22 protein-coding genes and 1 pseudogene are annotated in these 20719 nt (G+C 62.9%); 13 read left to right on the top strand and 10 right to left on the bottom strand.

Translation table 11 applies throughout. The features are described from left to right. Positions 1-76 precede the first annotated feature (76 nt). The 5 genes from BLP82_RS25310 (at position 77) to BLP82_RS25290 (ending at position 5247) form a co-directional block, all read left to right on the top strand. A complete protein-coding gene (locus BLP82_RS25310; protein ID WP_092174643.1) occupies positions 77-1528 on the top strand; it encodes a sensor histidine kinase in 1452 nt (483 codons plus the stop codon). After that, entirely contained in the window at positions 1525-2184 is a 660-nt protein-coding gene (locus BLP82_RS25305; protein WP_092174639.1) for a response regulator transcription factor, read from the top strand. Before BLP82_RS25310 ends, BLP82_RS25305 begins: the two co-directional genes overlap by 4 nt. A gap of 126 nt (positions 2185-2310) precedes the next feature. After that, the gene (locus BLP82_RS25300) at positions 2311-2685 is read left to right on the top strand and encodes a response regulator transcription factor (protein ID WP_092174635.1); all 375 of its coding nucleotides are present in this window, start codon (positions 2311-2313) and stop codon (positions 2683-2685) included. A gap of 236 nt (positions 2686-2921) precedes the next feature. Further along, on the top strand, positions 2922-4124 hold the full coding sequence (locus tag BLP82_RS25295) for an NAD(P)/FAD-dependent oxidoreductase (protein WP_092174631.1): 1203 nt from the start codon (positions 2922-2924) through the stop codon (positions 4122-4124). Between the two features lie 211 nt (positions 4125-4335). After that, on the top strand, positions 4336-5247 hold the full coding sequence (locus BLP82_RS25290) for a LysR substrate-binding domain-containing protein (RefSeq protein WP_092174627.1): 912 nt from the start codon (positions 4336-4338) through the stop codon (positions 5245-5247). Positions 5248-5417: 170 nt separating this feature from the next. Here the strand turns inward: BLP82_RS25290 and BLP82_RS25285 are convergent, their stop codons facing one another. From BLP82_RS25285 to BLP82_RS25260, 6 genes are all read right to left on the bottom strand, one after another. Further along, entirely contained in the window at positions 5418-6458 is a 1041-nt protein-coding gene (locus BLP82_RS25285; protein WP_092174623.1) for an ABC transporter substrate-binding protein, read from the bottom strand. Positions 6459-6639: 181 nt separating this feature from the next. After that, a complete protein-coding gene (gene argE / locus BLP82_RS25280; RefSeq protein ID WP_092174619.1) occupies positions 6640-7809 on the bottom strand; it encodes an acetylornithine deacetylase in 1170 nt (389 codons plus the stop codon). After that, entirely contained in the window at positions 7802-8476 is a 675-nt protein-coding gene (locus BLP82_RS25275) for a DUF1028 domain-containing protein (RefSeq protein WP_092174616.1), read from the bottom strand. Before BLP82_RS25275 ends, argE begins: the two co-directional genes overlap by 8 nt. A gap of 10 nt (positions 8477-8486) precedes the next feature. Next, positions 8487-8897 (bottom strand): RidA family protein, encoded by a 411-nt coding sequence (locus BLP82_RS25270; protein ID WP_003201555.1) that lies wholly within the window; start codon positions 8895-8897, stop codon positions 8487-8489. Then, entirely contained in the window at positions 8897-10222 is a 1326-nt protein-coding gene (locus BLP82_RS25265; RefSeq protein ID WP_092174613.1) for a flavin-containing monooxygenase, read from the bottom strand. The genes BLP82_RS25270 and BLP82_RS25265 overlap by 1 nt, the downstream gene beginning before the upstream one ends. A gap of 245 nt (positions 10223-10467) precedes the next feature. Further along, positions 10468-11382, bottom strand: coding sequence for a LysR family transcriptional regulator (locus BLP82_RS25260; protein ID WP_092174609.1), 915 nt, complete (start codon positions 11380-11382; stop codon positions 10468-10470). 120 nt (positions 11383-11502) lie between these two features. Here BLP82_RS25260 and BLP82_RS25255 point away from each other — a divergent pair. From BLP82_RS25255 to BLP82_RS25220, 8 genes and pseudogenes are all read left to right on the top strand, one after another. Next, positions 11503-12352 (top strand): annotated as a pseudogene (locus tag BLP82_RS25255) (pirin family protein). A 55-nt stretch (positions 12353-12407) separates the two neighbouring features. Next, positions 12408-13493 carry an alkene reductase gene (locus BLP82_RS25250; protein ID WP_092174604.1) on the top strand — a complete coding sequence of 362 codons (1086 nt, stop codon included), beginning with the start codon at positions 12408-12410 and terminating at the stop codon, positions 13491-13493. Between the two features lie 179 nt (positions 13494-13672). Further along, the gene (locus tag BLP82_RS25245) at positions 13673-14095 is read left to right on the top strand and encodes a nuclear transport factor 2 family protein (RefSeq protein WP_092174601.1); all 423 of its coding nucleotides are present in this window, start codon (positions 13673-13675) and stop codon (positions 14093-14095) included. Further along, on the top strand, positions 14092-14847 hold the full coding sequence (locus BLP82_RS25240; RefSeq protein ID WP_092174596.1) for an SDR family NAD(P)-dependent oxidoreductase: 756 nt from the start codon (positions 14092-14094) through the stop codon (positions 14845-14847). The genes BLP82_RS25245 and BLP82_RS25240 overlap by 4 nt, the downstream gene beginning before the upstream one ends. Before the next feature lie 3 nt (positions 14848-14850). After that, positions 14851-16098, top strand: coding sequence for an NAD(P)/FAD-dependent oxidoreductase (locus tag BLP82_RS25235; RefSeq protein WP_092174592.1), 1248 nt, complete (start codon positions 14851-14853; stop codon positions 16096-16098). Then, on the top strand, positions 16095-16910 hold the full coding sequence (locus BLP82_RS25230) for a DUF1365 domain-containing protein (protein WP_092174587.1): 816 nt from the start codon (positions 16095-16097) through the stop codon (positions 16908-16910). The genes BLP82_RS25235 and BLP82_RS25230 overlap by 4 nt, the downstream gene beginning before the upstream one ends. Further along, positions 16882-18144 carry an SAM-dependent methyltransferase gene (locus BLP82_RS25225; RefSeq protein WP_092174583.1) on the top strand — a complete coding sequence of 421 codons (1263 nt, stop codon included), beginning with the start codon at positions 16882-16884 and terminating at the stop codon, positions 18142-18144. Before BLP82_RS25230 ends, BLP82_RS25225 begins: the two co-directional genes overlap by 29 nt. 5 nt (positions 18145-18149) lie before the next feature. Then, on the top strand, positions 18150-18638 hold the full coding sequence (locus BLP82_RS25220; protein ID WP_092174579.1) for a DUF2878 domain-containing protein: 489 nt from the start codon (positions 18150-18152) through the stop codon (positions 18636-18638). A 21-nt stretch (positions 18639-18659) separates the two neighbouring features. Here the strand turns inward: BLP82_RS25220 and BLP82_RS25215 are convergent, their stop codons facing one another. The 4 genes from BLP82_RS25215 to BLP82_RS25200 all read right to left on the bottom strand — a co-directional run bounded on the left by BLP82_RS25215 (position 18660) and on the right by BLP82_RS25200 (position 20626). After that, positions 18660-18965, bottom strand: coding sequence for a DUF6482 family protein (locus tag BLP82_RS25215; protein WP_092174575.1), 306 nt, complete (start codon positions 18963-18965; stop codon positions 18660-18662). Next, positions 18962-19501: a DUF3833 domain-containing protein gene (locus BLP82_RS25210; RefSeq protein ID WP_092174570.1), complete on the bottom strand. Its 540-nt coding sequence runs from the start codon at positions 19499-19501 to the stop codon at positions 18962-18964. The genes BLP82_RS25215 and BLP82_RS25210 overlap by 4 nt, the downstream gene beginning before the upstream one ends. Next, the gene (locus BLP82_RS25205) at positions 19498-20064 is read right to left on the bottom strand and encodes a chalcone isomerase family protein (RefSeq protein WP_092174567.1); all 567 of its coding nucleotides are present in this window, start codon (positions 20062-20064) and stop codon (positions 19498-19500) included. Before BLP82_RS25205 ends, BLP82_RS25210 begins: the two co-directional genes overlap by 4 nt. A 103-nt stretch (positions 20065-20167) precedes the next feature. Then, positions 20168-20626, bottom strand: a complete 459-nt coding sequence (locus tag BLP82_RS25200; RefSeq protein WP_092174563.1) for a metallophosphoesterase family protein — start codon at positions 20624-20626, stop codon at positions 20168-20170. Positions 20627-20719 lie beyond the last annotated feature (93 nt).

Raw genomic sequence — 20719 nt, 5'->3', positions numbered from 1 at the left:
CCTACCCTCCGCGATGCTCAAGAATGTCTATGACAGCCTTCGATACAGCCCAAGCCAGAGCGGGCCTAGGCCGTCGATGGGAATCAGCACCCACCCACTGGTCAACGCCCTCGGCTGGGCGGTGGGCCTGGTGGTGGCCTGCGGGATTGTCATCATCAACTCCGAAACCCATTCCGACCTGGCGCCGACCCTGCTGTACATCACCTTGTTGTTGATGGCGGCCAACCTGTTCTCCATCAATCTGGTGATCACCGTCGCGCTGATGTGCATGGGCTTGCTCACCGCGATGTTCTTGTACAACGGCGGCTATCACCGCTGGGAATCGACCACCGGCTTCTTCCGCTGCCTGACCGCGCTGTCCGCCATTGCTTTCCTGGCCCTGCGCAGCAAGCAGGCTTCCGACAGCCTGCGGCGCAACGAGGCTTACCTGACCGGCGCCCAGCGCCTGAGCCAGACCGGCAGCATGGGCTTTCGCGGTGATCGACAAGCGTTGTCCTGGTCGGAGGAATCGGCACGGATTTTCGAGTACCCGCCCAGCAAGACACCAACGGTGTCGATGATGCTGGAACGCACCCATCCTGAAGACCTGGAGTTGGCACGCGGGGTTTTCCAGCAGGCCGCCGCTGGCGAACCGCAGATCGAGGTCAAGCTGCGGCTGCTGATGCCTGATGGCCGCATCAAGCACATCCACATGATCGCCAGCCCCCTGCTCGTCCAGCATGGCCGTTTCCAGTATCTCGGCGCACTCATGGACGTGACGGCCAGCAAGCAGGCCGAAGAAGCGTTGTTTCGCACCCAGAGCCAACTGGCCCACGTCACTCGCTTGACCTCACTGGGGGAAATGGCCGCGTCCATTGCCCACGAGGTCAATCAGCCACTGACGGCCATCACCAGCAGCGGCGAGGCCTGTCGCCGGTGGCTCAAGCGCCCGGAACCCAATCTAGGGGAAGCCTTGGATTGCCTCGACCGAATCGTCGCCAACGGCTGTCGCGCCAGCGAGGTCATCAACGGTATCAGGGCGCTGTCGCGCAAGTGCGACCCGTTGCGTCAGCCCGAGCGACTGGACGACATCGTCCGCGAGACCTTGAACCTGGTCCAGCAGCAACTGGCTCATCATAAAGTCCGGGCCAAAGTGGACCTGGCAGCGACCGACGACCAGGTCAGCGCCGACCGGGTGCAACTGCAGCAAGTGATCATCAACCTGATCATCAATGCCTGCCACGCCATGGACGGGGTCAAGGTACACGCACGAACCCTGCGCATACGCACCTGGACGGAGAGTGACGAAGTGCTGCTGGAGGTGACTGACCACGGAACCGGCATTGCCCCCGAGGTCCTGCCATCCTTGTTCAATGCGTTTTTTACCACCAAGGAAAACGGCCTGGGCATGGGCCTTTCCATCTGCCGGTCCATCATCGACTTCCATGACGGCAGGATCTGGGCCACCAGCGAGGCCGGCCAAGGCACCTCGTTCAGGTTCGCGCTGCCGCGGCTCACGGGCACCGCTCTGTCGGGAAGCGCGCAATGAGCTCCAGACAGTCCTCAAACTCGATCATCGACAACGCCCCCATCGTCTATATCGTTGATGACGACGCACCGCTGTGCCAATCCCTCGGCAGCCTGCTGCGCTCCATCGGCTTGCAGGTCCATCTGTTCGGTTCGGTCGCGCAGTTCATGAACCATCCCAGGCCCGATCAGCCCAGTTGCCTGGTCCTGGATGTGCGGCTGCAAGGCACCAGTGGCCTGGATTGCCAACGGGAGCTGGTCGCGGCCAACGCTCAACTGCCGATTGTGTTCATGACCGGTCACGGTGACATCGCCATGACCGTGCGGGCGATGAAGGCCGGGGCCGTGGATTTCCTCGCCAAACCGTTCCGCGAACAAGACCTTATCGACGCCGTGACCGCCGCCCATCACCAGGACCGCCAGCGGCGCGACGCCGAACGCGGCCATCAGCAAGTGCTTGACCGCTACGCCACCTTGACGCCCCGGGAGCAGCAGGTCATGGCACTGGCGGTGTCAGGCCTGATGAACAAGCAGATCGCCGGGGAACTGGGCTTGAGTGAAATCACGGTCAAGATCCACCGTGGCCAGGCCATGCGCAAGATGTGCGCACACTCGTTTGCCGATCTGGTACGCATGGCCCAGGTGCTGGAATGGCGTCTGGCTGACACAGGCCGATAGTCAATCGAGCGTTTCGGCACAGGAACCCTTTCATACACACGTATACTTGGCGGGGCCATTGGACGGCGTATCTTGCAGTGACACGGGCGCCTTTATGGCTACCTGATATCAACTCCAGGTATCGACATGTCCAACACTGCAATCATTTCAATCATTGATGACGATGAGTCAGTTCGAATTGCATTGGATGGTTTGTTACGTTCCCACGGATATCGGGTTAAAACATACGCCAGCGCCTTGGATTTTTTATCTTCCTGCGAACTTGAAAACACGGCGTGCCTGATATCGGATATTCAAATGCCTGGCATGACGGGCATTCAGATGTACGATCGATTATCGGCCCTGGGCATTCATCCCCCGATCATCTTCATCACCGGATACCCTGGCGTGCCTCCTCGTATCAGCGCCGGTACGCCCGAGCCGGTGGCGTTTTTCCCGAAACCCTTCGACTGCGCCGAATTGATCGCCTGCATCGAATCGGTACTGGCCCGGCCTGCTTGACTGCGTCGCGCCCCTATACCTTCGTATAGCCCCCCCCTACCCAGGCATAGGCGCGATGACCTTATGTAGAAGTGTTAAACACAGGTCCTGCCAATAAGCTTCCCTACAGCGAACCGAAACTGAATGTGCTCGATGGCAACTCATTGCAGCCAGGCGATTTTGGAGTACTTCGCGACACGGTCACGCTGAAACAGTTAAACCATTCAACGTATCGATTTTGTCTTCGGGAGCTCACCATGAAACAACGTATTCTGGTTGTCGGCGCAGGTTTCGGCGGGGTCTGGAGCGCATTGAGCGCGGCCCGGCTGCTGGACCAACACGACCGTCATGACGTGGAGATCAGCGTCCTGGCCCCCCAGGCCGAACTGCGCATTCGTCCCCGTTTCTACGAGCCGGACGTCCACACCATGGCGGCGGCGCTGGGTAGTCTGTTCGACGCCGTGGGCGTGAAATTCGTACAAGGCTCTGCGAGCAGTATCGATGTCGACAACAAACGGGTGGGCTATGTGGATGGGTTCGGTGCCCAGGGCACCCTGGGCTATGACCGACTGGTACTCGCGGCGGGCAGCCAGTTGGTTCGCCCCGACCTTGAAGGCATGATCGAGCATGCCTTCGACGTTGATGAAATCGAACAGGCCACCCGTCTCGAAGCCCATATCAAGTCGCTGAAAAGTCTGCCGGACAGCCCGGCCCGCAACACCGTGGTGGTGGCCGGTGGCGGCTTTACCGGGATCGAAACCGCCACCGAAATGCCCGCACGCCTGCGCGCCGTCCTCGGCGAGGACGCGGTCATCCGGGTCATCGTCGTGGATCGCGGGCCGCAGATCGGCGCAGCATTGGGCGACGGCATACGTCCATCCATTGTCGAAGCGTCCGAGCACCTGGGTATCGAGTGGATCCTCAACGCCTCGGTCGAATCGGTGGACGCCAGGGGTGTCACCCTGTCGAGCGGCCAGCGTATCGAGTCCCATACCGTGATCTGGACCGTGGGGTTCCGCGCCAGTCCATTGACCGAACAGGTACCCGGCACCCGCGATCGCCAGGGTCGCCTGCACGTCGATGCCAACCTGAAAGTCCTGGGCCAGAACGACATATTCGCCAGCGGTGACGTGGCCTACGCCGCCACCGACACGCTGGGCAACTATGCGGTGATGTCCTGCCAGCACGCCATCGCCCTGGGCCGCTATGCCGGCAACAACGTCGCGGCCGACTTGCTGGGCGTCGCGCCGATGGCCTACAGCCAACCCAAGTATGTGACCTGCCTGGACCTGGGTGCCTGGGGCGCGGTGTACACCGAAGGCTGGGATCGCCAGCTCAAGTTGGTCGGGCAAGAAGCCAAAGACCTCAAGACCCAGATCAACACGGTGTGGATCTACCCGCCCGCGGCTGATCGCGCAACCGCCCTGGCCGCCGCCGACCCGTTGATTCCGGTGGCCTGAAACCCGTTTCCGCCCCCGGCCAGTCCCTCCTTTGTGCGCCGGTCTTTCCCAGACGCCTGCCAACGATCCTTGGGCAGGCGTTTTTTTCCGGCGCTCGTCCCCAAGCCAGCCTGAATATCGTCACTGCCCAGCAAAATCCGTATCAATGCCCGCCCACCGCCTTCCGTGCACAAGGTAAGGTAGGCAGAAATCATCCGGATCGAGGTGTGCCGTGGCGTCCTATTCCTTGCGTCAGCTGAAGTACTTCGTCACCACCGTCGAATGTGGCAGCGTCGCCGAAGCCTCTCGCAAGCTGTACATCGCCCAACCGTCGATCGCCTCCGCCATCAAGGGCTTGGAAGACAGTTTCGGTGTGCAATTGCTCATTCGTCATCACGCCCAGGGAGTATCGCTGACGCCCGGTGGTGCGCGCTTCTATCGCAAGGCCCAGGAGCTGTTGCGCATGGCTCGGGAGTTCGAGCAGAACGCGCTGGCCGATAACGATGTGGTCAGCGGGCAGATCGACATCGGCTGCTTCGAAACCGTCGCCCCGCTCTACCTGCCGCGGCTGATCGCGGGCTTTCGCGAGCGCTTCCCGGGGGTGGAAATCCGCGTGCAGGACGGCGAGCAACAGGAGCTGGTGCAAGGCCTCACGGGAGGGCGTTTCGACCTGGCGATTTTCTATGAACACGACCTCGACAGTACCATCGAGACCGAAGCACTGACGGCGCCGCAACGCCCCTATGCGTTATTGCCGGCGGGGCATCGCTTCGCCGATCAGGCCCAGGTATCGCTGCGCGACCTGGCCCTCGAACCGATGATCCTGCTGGATGTGCAGCCCAGCCGCACCTATTTCGTGAGCATCTTCGAGGAGCTTGGCCTGACGCCCAATATTGTCTTCAGCTCGCCGTCCATCGAGATGGTGCGGGGCATGGTCGGCCAGGCATTCGGCTTTGCCGTGCTGGTGACCCGGCCGCAGTCCACCTGCACCTACGATGGGCAACACTTGGTGTGCGTCGACATCGCCGAGGACGTGACGGGGTCGGCACTGGTGGCAGGCTGGCTCAAGCGTGCGCACCTCACCAAGCCGGCGCAGTTGTTTGTCGACTATTGCAAGGAGCAGTTCAAGCAATGGCTGCCTTGAGCCAAGGGATATGAACGCAACACTACTTTTGTGGCGAGGGGATTTATCCCCGCTGGGGTGCGCAGCGCCCCCAAAACCTAACATCCAAGATATCAGGTGATATGGAGTTGGCTGCATTGGGGCTGCTGCGCAGCCCAGCGGGGATAAATCCCCTCGCCACAGGTGTATGTCTAGCGAGCGGCCCAGGCGTTGAAGCGTTGTTCCAGTTCCTCGCCATGGTCGACCCAGAACTCCGCATCCACGGCTTGGGCTTCAGCCAGGTTGGCCTCGGCGGTGGGCAACTGTTCCTGTACCGCCGTCGGCAACAGCGCCAGTGTCTTGCGGTGCACCGGCCCATAAGGGATGTTTTCCGAAAACACTTTCTGAGTCTGCGGCTGGCTGGCAAAGGCAATGAACTGCTCGGCCAGGGCCTTGTTCGGCGTGCCCTTGACCACGGCCCAGTACTCCGGGTCGTAGAGGCTCTGCGGCCAGACGATGCTCAGCTTCATGCCTTCCTTTTGCGCCGACGCGATGCGCCCGTTGTAGGCCGCACTCATCGCCACGTCCCCCGCCACCAACCATTGCGCCGGTTGCGCGCCGGCTTCCCACCATTGGATGTTCGGCTTGATCTGGTCGAGCTTGGCGAATGCCCGGGACACGCCTTCCGGGGTGTTCAGCACCTTGTACACGTCCTGTGCCTTGACTCCGTCGGCCAGCAAGGCGATTTCCAAGGTGTACTTGGCGCCCTTGCGCAGGCCGCGCTTGCCCGGGTACTCGGCAACGTTCCAGAAGTCCGCCCAGGACTTGGGTGCCTTGGCGAGCTTGCTCTGGTCATAAGCCAGGACCATCGACCAGACGTAGGTGGCGACCCCACATTCATTGAGCGCTCCCGGCACATAGTTCGCCGGGTCGCCCAGGCGCTCCAGGTCAAGCTTCTCGAACAGCCCCTCCTCACAACCACGCAACAGCTCGGGGCTCTCCACTTCGACCACGTCCCAGCTGGTGTGGCCGGCGGCGACCATGGCCTTGATCTTCGACAATTCACCGTTGTATTCGCCGGCCACGATGTTTCCCGCGCCGCTGGCATTGAAAGGTTGGAAGTAGGCCTTGTCCTGGGCCTGCTTGGTGGCGCCGCCGAAGGAAATCACGGTCAGGCTCTGTGGCGCGGCCAGGACACTGGTACTCAGCAACGCCAGGGCACACGCAATATTGCAACGCAAGGATCTGGACATGAAGCGGTTCCTCGAAAATACCGGCTCGCCCGCACGAGCCGGTGACGGGACTCAAAAGTGACCGTAAATACGGGCGGCAAGGTCTACAGCAAAGGCTCTTGTCGGCCTGTTCATGGGTGTCGCCTGGCTGACCGCGAGGAATCTCCTTCCATTGAAATCGTCCTCCTCAGGCACCTTGCGGTCAGCAATCATTGGGTTCACAGAGATAACTCGCCAGCCGATCCATCAAGCGGTCGCAGGCGGCCATTTGTTCAACGCTCACGTATTCGTCGGGCTTGTGCCCCTGGTCCATGCTGCCGGGCCCACAGACCACCGTCGGCACCCCGGCCTGATGGAACAGGCCGCCTTCGGTGCCAAAGGCGACGGTGCTGAAAGCGTCGCTGCCGCACAGCCGTGCAACCAGTTGGGCGGCCGCGCTGTCCGGCGAAGTGGCCAGGCCCGGGTAGGCCGACAACGGTTCGAAGCGGATCGCTGTATCCCCCGCCACCGCCTGCATGGCCGGCAGCAGGGTCTGCTCGGCATAACCTTGCAATTGCTCAGCCACCACGAGGGGATCGAAATCCGGCAAGGCGCGCACCTCGAAATCGAAACGACAGTCCGCCGGGACGATGTTCAGCGCCGTGCCGCCGTGGACCACCCCGACCTGCACGGTGGAAAACGCCGGGTCGAAGCGCGGGTCGTGCCGCGAGGGTTCGGCCAGCTGCGCGCCGATCTCGCCCAACCGCCCGATCAGGCGCGCCGCCTGCTCGATGGCGTTGACCCCGTAAGGGGCATAGGCCGAATGACAAGCAGCCCCTCGGACATGGCAACGCATCGCCAGCTTGCCTTTGTGCCCCAGCACCGGTCGGAGTTGGGTGGGTTCGCCAATCAGGCACAGGGCCGGTTGCGCAATCCGCCGCACCAACACCTCCAGCAAGCTGTGAACGCCCAGGCAACCCACTTCTTCGTCATAGGAAAACGCCAGGTGCACCGGTCGCCGAAGCGGGCTCGACAAGAACACCGGCACCGCCGCGAGCACCGAGGCGATGTATCCCTTCATGTCCGCCGTGCCGCGCCCGAACCATTTACCGTCCATCTCGGTCAGGCGGAACGGCTCGACCGTCCAGGCCTGCCCGTCCACCGGCACCACATCGGTGTGCCCGGACAACACCACGCCACCGGGCAGCGCCGGGCCAATGCTCGCCAGCAGGTTGGCCTTGGTTAGCTCGGCGTTGTAGATCAGCTCGCTGTTCACGCCCAGCCCTTGCAAGTAGTCGCGCACGAACTCGATCAAGGCCAGGTTCGAATCGCGGCTGACCGTGGCAAAGCTCACCAGCTCGGCAAGCAGCGCGCGACTGCGCAGCTCACTCATCGCCCGGCACTCCATAACTCGGCGCCAGGGTCGGATTGAGCGCGCGGGTCAGGTAATCCTGCAATTGCGGCTGATAGGCGAGCCAGAGTTTTTCCAGCTCGCCGATGGGATTTTCCTCGGCCCAATCCACCCGCAGATCGACGATGGGCCAAGTGAGGTCATCAACCACCGACAGCGCCGCCGAATGCACCGCCCCGGCCTCCCCGCCCGCCACCTGCCCGGCCTGCAACGCGCTCATCAAGCGTGACGAAAGACAACCAACGCCCTGCTCGAAGGCCGTGACCATGGCCTCGATCACCCCAGCGTTGGCCAACAGATTGCCGGCCGCCACGCATTGCTCACCGGCCACGGCGTTGTGGGTGCCCAGGGTATGCTCGCCGCTGAAAATCGCCGTGCGGCCCTCGGCATCGATCACTGCCACCTGCCGGTATTGGCTGTAGCCGTTGCGCGCCAGGGTCCGCTCCAGCGCCGCTTGCGCCGCCAGGCCTCCCGCCAGTTCATCGAGAACCTGCGGGCCCAGGGCCGGCAGGGTAATGTTCTGGCTCGACACCGCGCCGACGCCCGCGCGCAACCAGGGGCAACGTGCACCGACGGCAATGCTCGAGGAACTGATGGCGATGCCCAACTGGCCGGTTTCGACACAGCGTCCAACGATGGAAAAGGTCATGTTCCGTTCCTTATTCAGGGATCACCGCGATCACGTCGATTTCCATCAACCACTGCGGCTGGCCCAGGGCACTGACCACCAAGCCGGTGGAGATCGGGAAAACGCCCTTGAGCCACTTGCCGACCTCCTGGTACACCGGCTCGCGATAGCGCGGGTCGATCAGGTACGTCGTGGTCTTGACGATGTGGCTCAGGTCGCTGCCGGCCTCTTCCAGCAATTGCTTGACGTTGCGCATGGCCTGCTCGGCCTGGGCGCGAGGATCGCCGAGGCCTACCAGTTGACCGTTGAAGTCGGTGCCGACCTGGCCGCGCACGTAGACGGTGTTGCCGGCGCGCACGGCCTGGCACAGGTCGTTGTCCAGCGTCTGGTTCGGGTAGGTGTCCTTGGTATTGAACATGCGAATGCGTGTGTGAGTAGGCATCAACGAACTCCCGTGAGACTGGTTTTCGAACGGTGTGAATCGCTATCGAATGCCGGGGCCTGGCGCTGGGCAGCATCTTGATAGGCGAGGTAAATGCGTTGTTTCACGATGTGGTCGGCAATATGCCGGGCGTCATGCCAGACACCCCAGATGAACGCCGAGCCCCGTCGCGACAGCCAGGGCAAGCCGACGAAATACAGGCCCGGTTCACTGGAAACGCCACGCTGATGCCGAGGCTTGCCATTGGCGCCGAGGGCGTCGACCTTCAGCCAGCTGTAATCCACCGAGTAGCCGGTGGCCCAGATGACACTGGTCACGCCGGCGGCGACCAGGTCCAGTTCCAGGATCGGCTGGGTCAGGCATTGCGGATCAGGCAGCCGGTGGCGAGCCTCCGGTTCGAGCGGCAGGTCCAGGCCGTTGCGGGCGATGTAGGCGTCGGCGGCATCCAGCAGCGCCAGGTAGTTTTCGTCGCCGCGGGCGATGTTTTCGGCCAGATTCGCTTCAAAGGTCACCACGCTGCCATTGAACGATTTCGTCAGCCCCACCAGGGTGATGCCCTCGTGGGCCAACCGGCGAAAATCCACGGTATGGCCGCCACGGGCACCGCTCACCGCGATGGTGACGTGCTCCTTGCCCGGCTTGACGGCCTCCGCATCCCACTCGCCCAGCACGCCGAGCCACCAGCAGAAATCGCGGTTGCGATAGGCCCGGGGCGGACGATCGTGGGCCCCCACCGAGAGATAGACCTGCTTGCCGGCGCGCTGCAGTTCATCGGCGATCTGCACCCCCGACGACCCGGCGCCCACCACCAACACAGCCCCCTCGGGCAATTGCCCGGGGTTGCGATACTGAGCCGAGTGAAGCTGGGTGACCGTCGCCATGTCCGGCGCAATCGGTGGAATCACCGGCCGCTGGAAGGGCCCGGTGGCGACGACCACGTGGATCGCTTCGATCAGGCCTTCGGAGGTTTCCACGGTGAAGCCCGGACGCCCGATATTGCGCTCGACACCCCGGACCTCCACGCCAGTACGGATTGGTGCGTTGAACTGGCGGGCATAGGCTTCGAAGTAATCGGCCACCTGGTCCTTGGTCGCGAAGGCATCCGGGTCGAGCCCTTCGAACTCCAAACCCGGAAAGCGGTCGTGCCAGGCCGGCCCGTTGGCCACCAGCGAATCCCAACGCGCCGTGCGCCAGGCCTCGGCAATGCGGCTGCGCTCCACGACAAGATGAGGCACGCCTTGCCGGCTCAAGTGCTCACTCATGGCCACGCCGGCTTGGCCGGCGCCGATGACAAGCGTATCGATGTGAGTTGTTTCAAAAGGCATATCTGTGCACTTCCGGCAGTAGGTTCGGTTCAGGTCGGCATGGCGCCGCCTCGGGTTCTGATTGTTGTTCTGCGGTTGCGACTATCGATGGGCGGTGTCGAGGCGATTGTGTTGGCAGGCGGGAATTTGCGAAACGAGGGTTTTTATCGTTGCTGGGAAGGAAAAAACTGGATGAACGCCCGATGAGGGATCAGGCATTTCAAGAGGGGTCAATATCTGAAGGGAATGGATGTTGACTGACCGGCCTACTCCAACCGCGCCGGAAACGCCTTGAGCTCCAGCTTTTCCATCACCAGCCCAATGAACGCCGAGACCGCCAGCGGCAATTGCCGCCGACTGGGATAAAGCACATTCAGGCCAAAACCGATGCGCCGGTACTGTGGCAGCACACGTACCAGCCTTCCGGCCTCCAGGTCGACGCTGCTCACCGCCGAGGGCAGCACGGCGATGCCCAGGCCCGCCACCGCCGCCTTGCGCAAGGCTTGAGCGGTGTTGGCGTTGAAACGGCTGGGGACCTGCACCTCCTCTTCGGCGCCGTCCGGGCCGATGAGGCGCCAGTGACTCAAGCCGCTGGGGTGGGCGAAGCTCACGCTGTCGTGGTGAACCAGGTCCTGCAACGCTGCCGGCATCCCCCGTGCGGCGAGGTAGGCAGGGCTGGCGACCATGCCGTCGCCTTCGTTGCTCAGCAGTTGGCGACCGACATACCCGGAGTCCTGTAGCGGGCCACCGCGAAAGGCCACGTCGATGCGGTCGGCAATCAGGTCGACACGGTCATCGCTGAGGACGAAATCCAATTGCACTCGCGGATGGGCAACGAGGAAATCGGCCACCCATTGCATCGGGAAAAAGTCGAAGAAATCCGCCATCGCCGCGATACGCACCCGTCCACTGGGCTCGTCGCTGCCCTTCATCAGTTCCTGCCCCGCCTCGGTCAGCCCATCCACGGCGCTGACGCAGCGTTCATAGAACCCCTGCCCCACCTGAGTCAGCGTGAGTTTGCGAGTGGAGCGTTGCAACAGTCGCTTCCCCAATTGCGCCTCCAACTGCTGGACCCGCCGGCTCACGGTATTGGAAGGCATGCCCAGCCGCCTGGCTGCTTCGGCAAAGCTGCCGCTGCGCACCACCTGGACAAACAGTGCGACATCATTCAGATCGAGCATGGGACTGGCATTCCTTCGTTTTATGGACGAGTTCAATCCGATTGTATCGACTAATCAATCGATTTCCAGGTGCTTATCCTTCGCCCATCGAAGCCCGATGCCCAACCAGTGAGGGATACCATGAACAGCATCGTCACCGCCCCACCGCGGGCCATCGTCCATCGCACCGCCGGCCACCGCCGGCCACCGCCACGGGCCTATCACGCGTCTCATGAGCCCGGGAGACCTGGGGCAACTCTGCAAGCCCTTCGTGTTTCTCGATCTCTTCTCCTTCAAGGACGGCGTCATGCCAAGTGGTTTCGGCATGCACCCCCACTCCGGGATCGCCACCCTGACGTACCTGCTCGAAGGCCAGGTGACTTACGAAGACAGTACCGGCCAGTCTGGCGTGCTGCCTTCCGGCGGTATGGAATGGATGCAAGCCGGTAACGGCGTGTGGCATGACGGCCGACCGGTCAGTGGGGCGCCGATCCACGGCTTCCAGCTTTGGGTCGCGCTGCCGGCCGCCGAAGAAAATGCCCCGGCCCACAGCCTCTACCTGGCGCCCTCCGCGATCCCCCGGGAGGGCCCGGCGCTGGTGTTACTCGGCCAATACGGTACGGCCCGCAGCAACGTGGTGACCCCAGGGGACATGAATTACCTTGCCGTCCACCTGAACGACCAGGCGCGCTGGCGCTATACCCCACCGGCCGGACACACCGTCGCTTGGCTGGCGGTCAGCAGCGGCCGTCTCACCGCTGGCGACACCGTCAATGCCGGGGAAATGGTGGTCTTCGAGGAGTCCGGCGGGGCCATCGACATCGTTGCCCAAGGCGCGACGTCCTTCGTTCTCGGCTCCGCGGTGAAGCATCCCCACGACCTGGTGATGGGCTACTACTCCGTGCACACCAGCAAAGCCGCACTGGAAAAAGGCGAGAAGGAAATCCAGCGCATCGGCACCGTTTTGCAGCAAGAGGGTCGGCTGGCCTAGCCGCCCCTCGACTCAATCCTGATCCACTGTCCGAATCCCATAGAGGTGAACATCCATGACCAACATCGGTCTCGACCTTCTGCTGTCCCCCGCCCAGGTCGGCAAGCTGTCCCTGAAAAACCGCCTGATCATGGCGCCGATGACCCGCAGCCGTGCAGGTGCGGGTGACGTGGCCACCCCCCTCATGGCCGAGTACTACAGCCAACGCGCCAGCGCCGGCCTGATCGTTAGCGAAGGCTCCCAGGTCTCGGCCCAGGGCAAGGGCTATCTGCGAACGCCCGGCATCTTCACCAGCGAACAAGTCGCCGGTTGGAAGCAAGTGACCGACGCGGTCCACGCCCAAGGCGGACAGATGTTCCTCCAGCTGTGGCACGTGGGCCGGCTCTCCCATCCGCTGGTGCAGCAGGAGGGCGCACTGCCGGTAGCGCCCTCGGCGATCAAGGCCGATGGCGAGATCTACACCGCCGAAGGCCTCAAGCCCTACGAACTGCCACGGGCCTTGGCCCTCGATGAAATTAGCGAAGTGGTGGCCGACTTCCACCAGGCCGCTGTCAACGCGAAGCTGGCCGGCTTCGACGGCGTGGAAATCCATGGCGCCAATGGCTACCTGATCGACCAGTTCCTGCGAGACGGCACCAACCAGCGCACCGATGCCTATGGTGGCTCGATCGAGAACCGCGCGCGTTTCCTCAAGGAGGTGGTCGAGTCGGTAATCGAAGTCTTCGGGGCCAGCCGCGTTGGCGTGCGCCTGTCGCCGATCTTCAGTTATTTCTCGATGAGCGACAGCAACCCGCAGGCGACTTTCGAATACGCAGCCCGGATGCTCAGCCGTTATGGCCTGGCCTACCTGCACATCGTGGAACTGGGTGAAGGCCCGTTCGACTTCCTCGAACTCAAGCGCCGCTTCGGTGGGCCCTACATTGCCAACGGCGGTTACAGCGCGGAGCGTGCAGGCGATGCCATCGGTCGTGGCGACGCGGACCTGGTCGCGTTCGGAACGCCATTCCTGGCGAACCCGGACCTGGTGGAGCGTTTCAAACAGGGTGAGGCGTTGAACACACCCGACGCAGCGACCTTCTACCAAGGCGAAGAACGGGGCTACACGGATTATCCGACCCTGGCCGAAGCCCGGGCGCAATGATCCAGGAGACGTGAGCCAGCAAGACGCAAAGCAGGGCTTGCGATGCCCTGCTCTTGCCCCGACTGGAATTGTACAAATTCACATTTTCTTGTACAAAAAACTTCCAAACGTATAACTCCTGAAGTAGGCTTCAAAACTTGTACAGAAACAGTTTTCTGTACAATATTTCGGAGCCTAGCATGTCCGCCTATCTCCAGCGTTTCGCCCAGGCTTTCGCCAAGCTGGATGCCAGTCGCCTCGGCGAGCTCGATGAGCTCTATAGCGTCGACATCCATTTCCAAGACCCCTTGCACCGGATCGAAGGCCTGACCGCCTTACGCGAGTACTTTGCGCAGTTGTATGCCAACACCAGTGACGTGCGCTACGACTTCCACGCGTTCGACGAGGTCGCTCCCGGTGAAGGTTATCTGCGCTGGACCTTGCACTTTCGGCACCCACGCCTGGCAAGCGGCGCCCCCATTGCCTTGCAGGGTTGCAGCCATTTGCGCTGGACGGACCGGGTCCACCATCACCAGGATTTCTTCGACGCCGGCGCCCTGCTCTACGAACACCTGCCGTTGCTGGGACCGGCGGTCCGCTGGCTCAAGCGGAGGCTGGCATGAGCCGCATCTGGCTGACCGGGGCCAGCAGCGGCATCGGCGCGGCCCTCGCGGCACAGTTGCTGGAACAAGGCCATCACCTGGCATTGAGCGCGCGCCAGGCAGAACCCTTGCAGGCGTTGGCGGCCCGCTATCCAGACCAGGTGCTGGCACTGCCGGGCGACCTGACCGACCCGCGCCAGGTCGCCCTGGTCTGCCAGCAGATCGAGCGTGAATGGTTGACGCTGGACGTGGTGATCCTCAATGCCGGGACCTGTGAATATCTGGAGTCCGGGCATTTCGACACCCACCTCGTCGAGCGTGTCATCACCACCAACCTGCTCGGTACCAGCCATTGCCTGGAGGCGGCCTTGCCCTTGCTGCGCCGGGGCCAGCGCCCGCACCTGGTGGTGGTGGGCAGCGCGGTCACCTGGCTGGCCCTGCCGCGTGCCGGGGCTTACGGTGCCTCGAAGGCGGCATTGCGCTACCTGGTGGAATCCCTGCGCATCGACCTGGCCGCCGAAGGCATCGACGTCACACTGGTGAGCCCCGGTTTCGTCGATACCCCGCTGACCCGGCGCAACGACTTCCCCATGCCCATGCGCTGGTCAGCGCAACGGGCCGCACGGCATATCGCCCGGCGCTTGCCGGCACGGCCGCTGGACATCGCATTTCCCTGGGCCTTCACCGCCGTTCTGCGCCTGCTCGGACAGTTGCCCGCCCGCTGGCGGCTGGCCCTGGGCCGGCGCCTGGCACGCCCCAATAAGGAATCTTGAGACATGCGCATCGCAATCATCGGCAGTGGCATTTCCGGGTTGACCTGCGCCTACCTGTTGAACCGTCGCCATCAGATCACCCTCTTCGAGGCCGACGACCGGATCGGGGGCCACACCCATACCGTGGAGGTCGATTGGCAAGGCCGACGCTATGGCGTGGATACCGGTTTCATCGTGTACAACGACTGGACCTACCCGAACTTCATTCGCCTGCTGGACCAATTGGGTGTCGCTTCGCGCCCTACGGAAATGAGTTTCTCGGTGCATGAACCGGCCACCGGGCAAGAATACAAGGGCCACACCTTGCGCAGCCTGTTCGCCCGCCGGCGCAACCTGCTGTCACCCGGTTTCTGGGGCATGCTGCGAGATATCCTGCGGTTCAACCGGCAGGCGACGGCCGATCTGCAGGCGCAACGCATCGACGCTGCCACGCGGCTCGGTGACTACCTGCACAGCCACGGTTACGGCCAGCGCTTCATCGATCACTACATCGTGCCTATGGGTTCGGCGATCTGGTCGATGTCGCCGGCCAGGATGCTGGAGTTTCCGCTGCAGTTCTTCGTGCGCTTCTGCCACAACCACGGTCTGCTGTCAGTCAACCACCGTCCGCAATGGCGCGTGATCGAAGGCGGCTCTTGCGGTTATATCACCCCGTTGTGCGCCGGGTTCCGCCAGCACATCCGACTCGACTGCCCGGTGCAACGCGTCAACCGGGACGCCAGCGGGGTCAGCGTGACCAGCGCAGCTGGCATCGAGCGCTTCGATAAAGTGGTGTTCGCCTGCCACAGCGACCAGGCCCTCGCCCTGCTCGAGGCTCCCAGCGCCGAAGAGACCGAGGTCCTCGGCGCCTTGGCCTACGCCAGCAACGAAGTGCTGCTGCACACCGATACCCGACTACTGCCACGGCGGCGCCAGGCCTGGGCAAGCTGGAACTACCGCCTCGGTGGACCACCCCAGGCACCGGCCGCGCTGACGTACAACATGAACATCCTCCAGGGCCTGGACGCGCCGGTGACCTTTTGCGTGAGCCTGAACCAGAGCGATGCGGTCGACCCGGCCCTGGTGCTTGCACGCTTCGATTACGCCCATCCCCAATACAGCCTCGCCGGCGTCGCCGCACAGGCCCGCCAGGGTGAGTTGCAAGGGCAGCGGCACAGCTATTTCTGCGGTGCCTATTGGGCCAACGGCTTTCATGAAGACGGTGTGGTCAGCGCACTCCACGTCGCGGAGCATTTCGGAGAGCACCTGTGAACAGCAGCCTGTGTCGCGGCTGGATCGACCATCGGCGTCATGCCCCGCGCGTCCACGCCTTTCGTTATCCGATCGGCATGCTGTACCTGGACCTCGCCGAACAGCAGCACGTGCTGGGCCTGTCGCGCCTGCTGCGGCCATGGACCCTGGCGCCGCTGTGCTGGCGCGAGCGCGATTACCTGCCGGCGCGCACCCATCTGGGCGTGCCTCTGGTCGACGCCGTGCGCGAGATCCTCGCCGAAAGCCTGGGCACGGCTCCGCAAGGTGCGATCCACCTGCTGACCCAGCCACGCAGTTGGGGCCTGTCGTTCAACCCGGTGAGTTTTTATTTCTGCCACGAAACCGACGGACGCCTGTCGGCGATCCTCTGCGAAGTGCGTAATACCCCATGGCGCGAACGTTACCACTATGTGCTGCCCGTGCGTCCGGGCGAACCCCAGGCGTTCCGGGTGGCCAAGGCGTTCCATGTTTCACCGTTCCTGCCCCGGGACATGGACTATCGCATGCGTTTCCGGGTCCAGGACGCCAGTATCCGTGTGCACATGGAGAACTGGCGCGCCGGGCACAAAGTGTTCGAGGCCCACCTCGCGCTCGAGCGCCAGCCTCTCGATAGCCGGTCGCTGCGCCGTCATGTCCTGGCCTTCCCATGGATGAGCCTGCGCACCGTCAGCGCCATCTATTGGCAGGCCCTGCGCCTGCTGTTCAAACGCACACCCCTGCACGCACACCAGGCCAGCCAAGGCGACCTGAGTATTGGCGAAACCGCCCACAAGGACTCCGACCATGCCCGAACCCACCCTGAGCGTCACTAAGGCCAGCAGCTCCTGCCTGTTCAACGGCGGCTTCTTCAAGCAGGCCGTGCTCGGCCAATTGCGCCGCCTGCGTCACGGCCACCTGCGCCTGACGGTCGATGGCGCGCCGTTGAGCTTCGGCGACCTCGCCAGCCCGTTGGTGGCCGAGGTCGAGATTCTCGACGCCGCCGCCTGGGGCATGGTCGCCGGCAATGGCTCCATCGGTGCTGGCGAGGCTTATATCCGCGGCTACTGGCGCAGCACCGACCTGACCGCCGTGACACGCTTGTTCGTGGCCAACCTGGAAGTGCTCGACGCCATGGACAGCGGCTTGGCTCGCCTCAGCCGCCCGCTGATGCGTGGCTTGCACTGGCTCAACCGCAACAATCGCAAAGGCTCGCGGCGCAATATCATGGCTCACTACGACTTGGGCAATGAGCTGTTCGAGCGACTGCTCGATCCCACCATGATGTATTCCGCCGCGCTGTTCGAAAGCCCCGAACAAAGCCTGGAAGACGCCCAGCGCAACAAACTGGAACGCATTTGTCGCAAGCTTGACCTGCGTCCCGGCGACCACTTGCTGGAAATCGGTACGGGCTGGGGCAGCCTCGCCATCCATGCGGCGACACACTACGGTTGCAAGGTCACCACCACGACCTTGTCCGACGAGCAGTACCGCCATACGCTGCAGCGTGTCGAGGCGCTGGGCCTGCAAGCGCGTGTCCAGGTGCTGTGCCAGGACTACCGCGATTTGCAGGGACGCTACGACAAGCTGGTGTCCATCGAAATGATCGAGGCGGTCGGCCATCGCTACCTGCCTGAGTATTTCCGCTGCTGCGCCGCACGACTCAAGGATGATGGTTTGATGTTGCTGCAATCGATCACCATCCGTGACCAGCGCTATGCCCAAGCCCGGCGCTCGGTGGATTTTATCCAACGCCATGTCTTTCCCGGCGGGGCCCTGCCATCGCTGTCGATCCTGTTGAACACCGCCAGCACACAGACGTCACTCAACCTGCTGCACCTCGAGGATTTCGGTGCACACTACGCCCGTACGCTGCTGCACTGGCACGAGAACTTCCGCCAATCGCGCCAGGCTTTGTCGGAGTTGGGCTATGACGAAACCTTCCAGCGCCTGTGGGAGTTCTACCTGTGCTACTGCGAAGGGGGATTCCAGGAGCGTGCCATCGGCGTTGCCCAGTTGTTGTTCGCCGGTCCCGCCGCCCGCCCGTCGTTCCTGCCGGAACAACGGTAAGTCCGATGAGCCGCAGCGGCTTGCTGATCAACGCGCTCTGGCTGCAACTGGGCTGGTGGGGCTGCATGGCCGGTGCCCATCAGCCGGGCTGGCTGCTGGCGGTAGCCGGCGGCCTGCTCGCCCACCTGACATTCAGCCCGGCGCCCAAATCCGAGTGCCACGCGGTGATTAGCGTCGGCCTCTGCGGCATGTTGCTGGACTGGAGCCTGGGTGCGCTGGGCGTGTTCGTGTTCGAGCGAGGTCCGTTGCCACTTTGGCTGGCGCTGCTCTGGCTGGTCTTCGCCACTGGTTTGCGTCATAGCCTGGCCTGGGCCACAAGACCGGCCTGGCGCGGTGTGCTGGTGGGGATGGTTGGCGGGCCGCTGGCCTATTGCGCGGGCGCACCGCTGGCCGGGGTGACGCTCCCCCTCGGCTCACTCGCAACCGCGCTGCTCCTGGCGCCACTGTGGGGCTTATGGCTGCCGCTGGCGTTGCGCCTGGCCGAATCGCGCTGACCACAGGACGCCAGCGAGACGCTACCAGGGCTCGTCCAGAAACAGCGGGATGCGCAACGGCTCGACGACGCCCTCACGCTGACCACACATCTCATCATGAACCACCTGCTGCACCAACATGCACGGCAGGCGCGGCACGAAACGCAGCAGTTCCCGCAGGTGGGTGGTGGAGCGTACCGGCAATGTCTTGTCCGATGCGTCAAGCAGCGTATGCCATCCGCTGTCCAGCCGAGCGCGCAATACGTAGAGCCCGCCTTCCAGGGACAAGAGTTCCAGTTCGTGGATCCGGCCATCAACGGCCAGGTCGGTCAAGTCCTGCAAAGTCATGGCATGCCCCCGGCCTGACGCCGGAAAAACAACGTGACCTGACCCAGTTCGACACCCAGCTTGCTCATGCTCGAACGGTTGATCAGCGTGTCGTCATCCATCAGGTACATCCAATCATCGAAGGTCACTTCATAGGTCGAACCGTCCACCGGCAAATTCAACCGATACTGCCAGCGCAGTGCATTGCCGGCCACTTCTCCCCGGGCTTCGCCGATCACGTCGTCGGCACGCCCGCGCCAGCGTCCGGCCCCCTCGGGGGTCAACGTCCAGACCCGCCGCTGACGCGTGCCGTCGCTGTAGAGGAAACGCTCATCCAGGATCAATCGATCCCCCTCGTGGCGGCTGGAGATGTCCACCTCGAAACGCTTGATCACTTCACCCGAGCGTTTTTGATAAATGCCCCAGGCCTTGACGGGCTGACTGAAAAAACGCTCCAGGTCCAACCGGGGTTGCTGGTCGGCGTAGTGGTCGACATCGACATTACCGCAACTGGTCAGACCCAATATCACCAGCAACGCCAATAGAAAACGGGTCATGGTTGAACTCCTGTGTCACGTGAACTTTGAAGCCCAAGCAGTTGATTCCTGAGTTTTTTATCCTTGGTGCCCGGGTCCAGCCAGATGGCGAAGAAGGCTCGGGCGAATGCCGGGTCCATCACCTCGTGGGACAGCTGCCCATTCACATAGAAACGACAACCGCGCCCCGGCAGATTGACGCCGGTAATGCGACTTCCCGGCTTTACGTCGACAAAGGCCTGCCGCATGTGACCTCGCCATGCATCCAGACGCCCAGCATCCAAGGGCGCTCCCCTGATGCGTTGCATTTCTGCAAGGCTGGTCTCGACCAGGGTTTGCGCGCTGATGGTGCGCCGGTAATCGAGTTCCAAGGCAAACGCCGTTTCAAGGCCGGGTAGCAAGGCTGCGCTCCATAATCGCGCCTGATACACCTCGAACCCGAACCAGGTGAAATCGGCCTGCCCGACCAGCCGTGTGCCCGGCAGTGCGAGCCGCCAATCGGACCAGGCGTGGGCGCAATACAGCACAAGCAGGCCAACCATGCATCGGGCCAGGCTTTTCCTGAACGCGAACGACCTGATCATGGGCACGCCACCGGTTTCTCAAGGACGCCCCAATAATTGTACAGAGATATGTATTTGTACAGCTTTTCTATGCCAATGAGAAAAGACGAGGGCTACACGCCGGTCATTCCAGCAACTGAACGATCCGCGGCTCGATCACTGCGGCCTCCACCTCAACCAACGCCAGTGTCACCGGCAGCTTGAAACGCCGCCGACCAGCGCTGCCGGGGTTGAGGTAAAGCCGTTCGCCGCGCCATTCGATGCTCGGCTTGTGGGAATGGCCGGTGATCACCCACTTCACGGCCGGGTCCAGCGCAGCCTGGACATCGGCGATGTCATGCACCAACAGGACTGGCCAGCCGTCCAGGTCGAATTGCAGGCGATCGGCAAGCTCCCCCGCCCACTCGGCACCCAGGTCGTTATTGCCCCGCACCACGTACAACGGAGCGAGGCATGCCAATTGCGCCAGGATATCGGGGCTGCCGATGTCGCCGGCATGAATGATCCGCTCACAGCCTTGCAGCGCGGCAAGTGCTTCGGGACGCAACAGGCCGTGGGTATCGGAAATGACGCCGACTTTCATGAAACCTTTCTCCCCAATCGTGTGTCGCCGCTCGTACCTGCCTCGTCGCAGTCAGCTAACATGCTGAATTCGAATAGGATAGGCTGCGCCGTG

Origin of the sequence: Pseudomonas sp. NFACC37-1 (genome assembly GCF_900101575.1) — a bacterium.
Lineage (GTDB): Bacteria > Pseudomonadota > Gammaproteobacteria > Pseudomonadales > Pseudomonadaceae > Aquipseudomonas > Aquipseudomonas fluorescens_AA.
The sequence above is the reverse complement of the archived record's forward strand: the minus strand, read 5'-3'. Positions and strand labels throughout refer to the sequence as shown.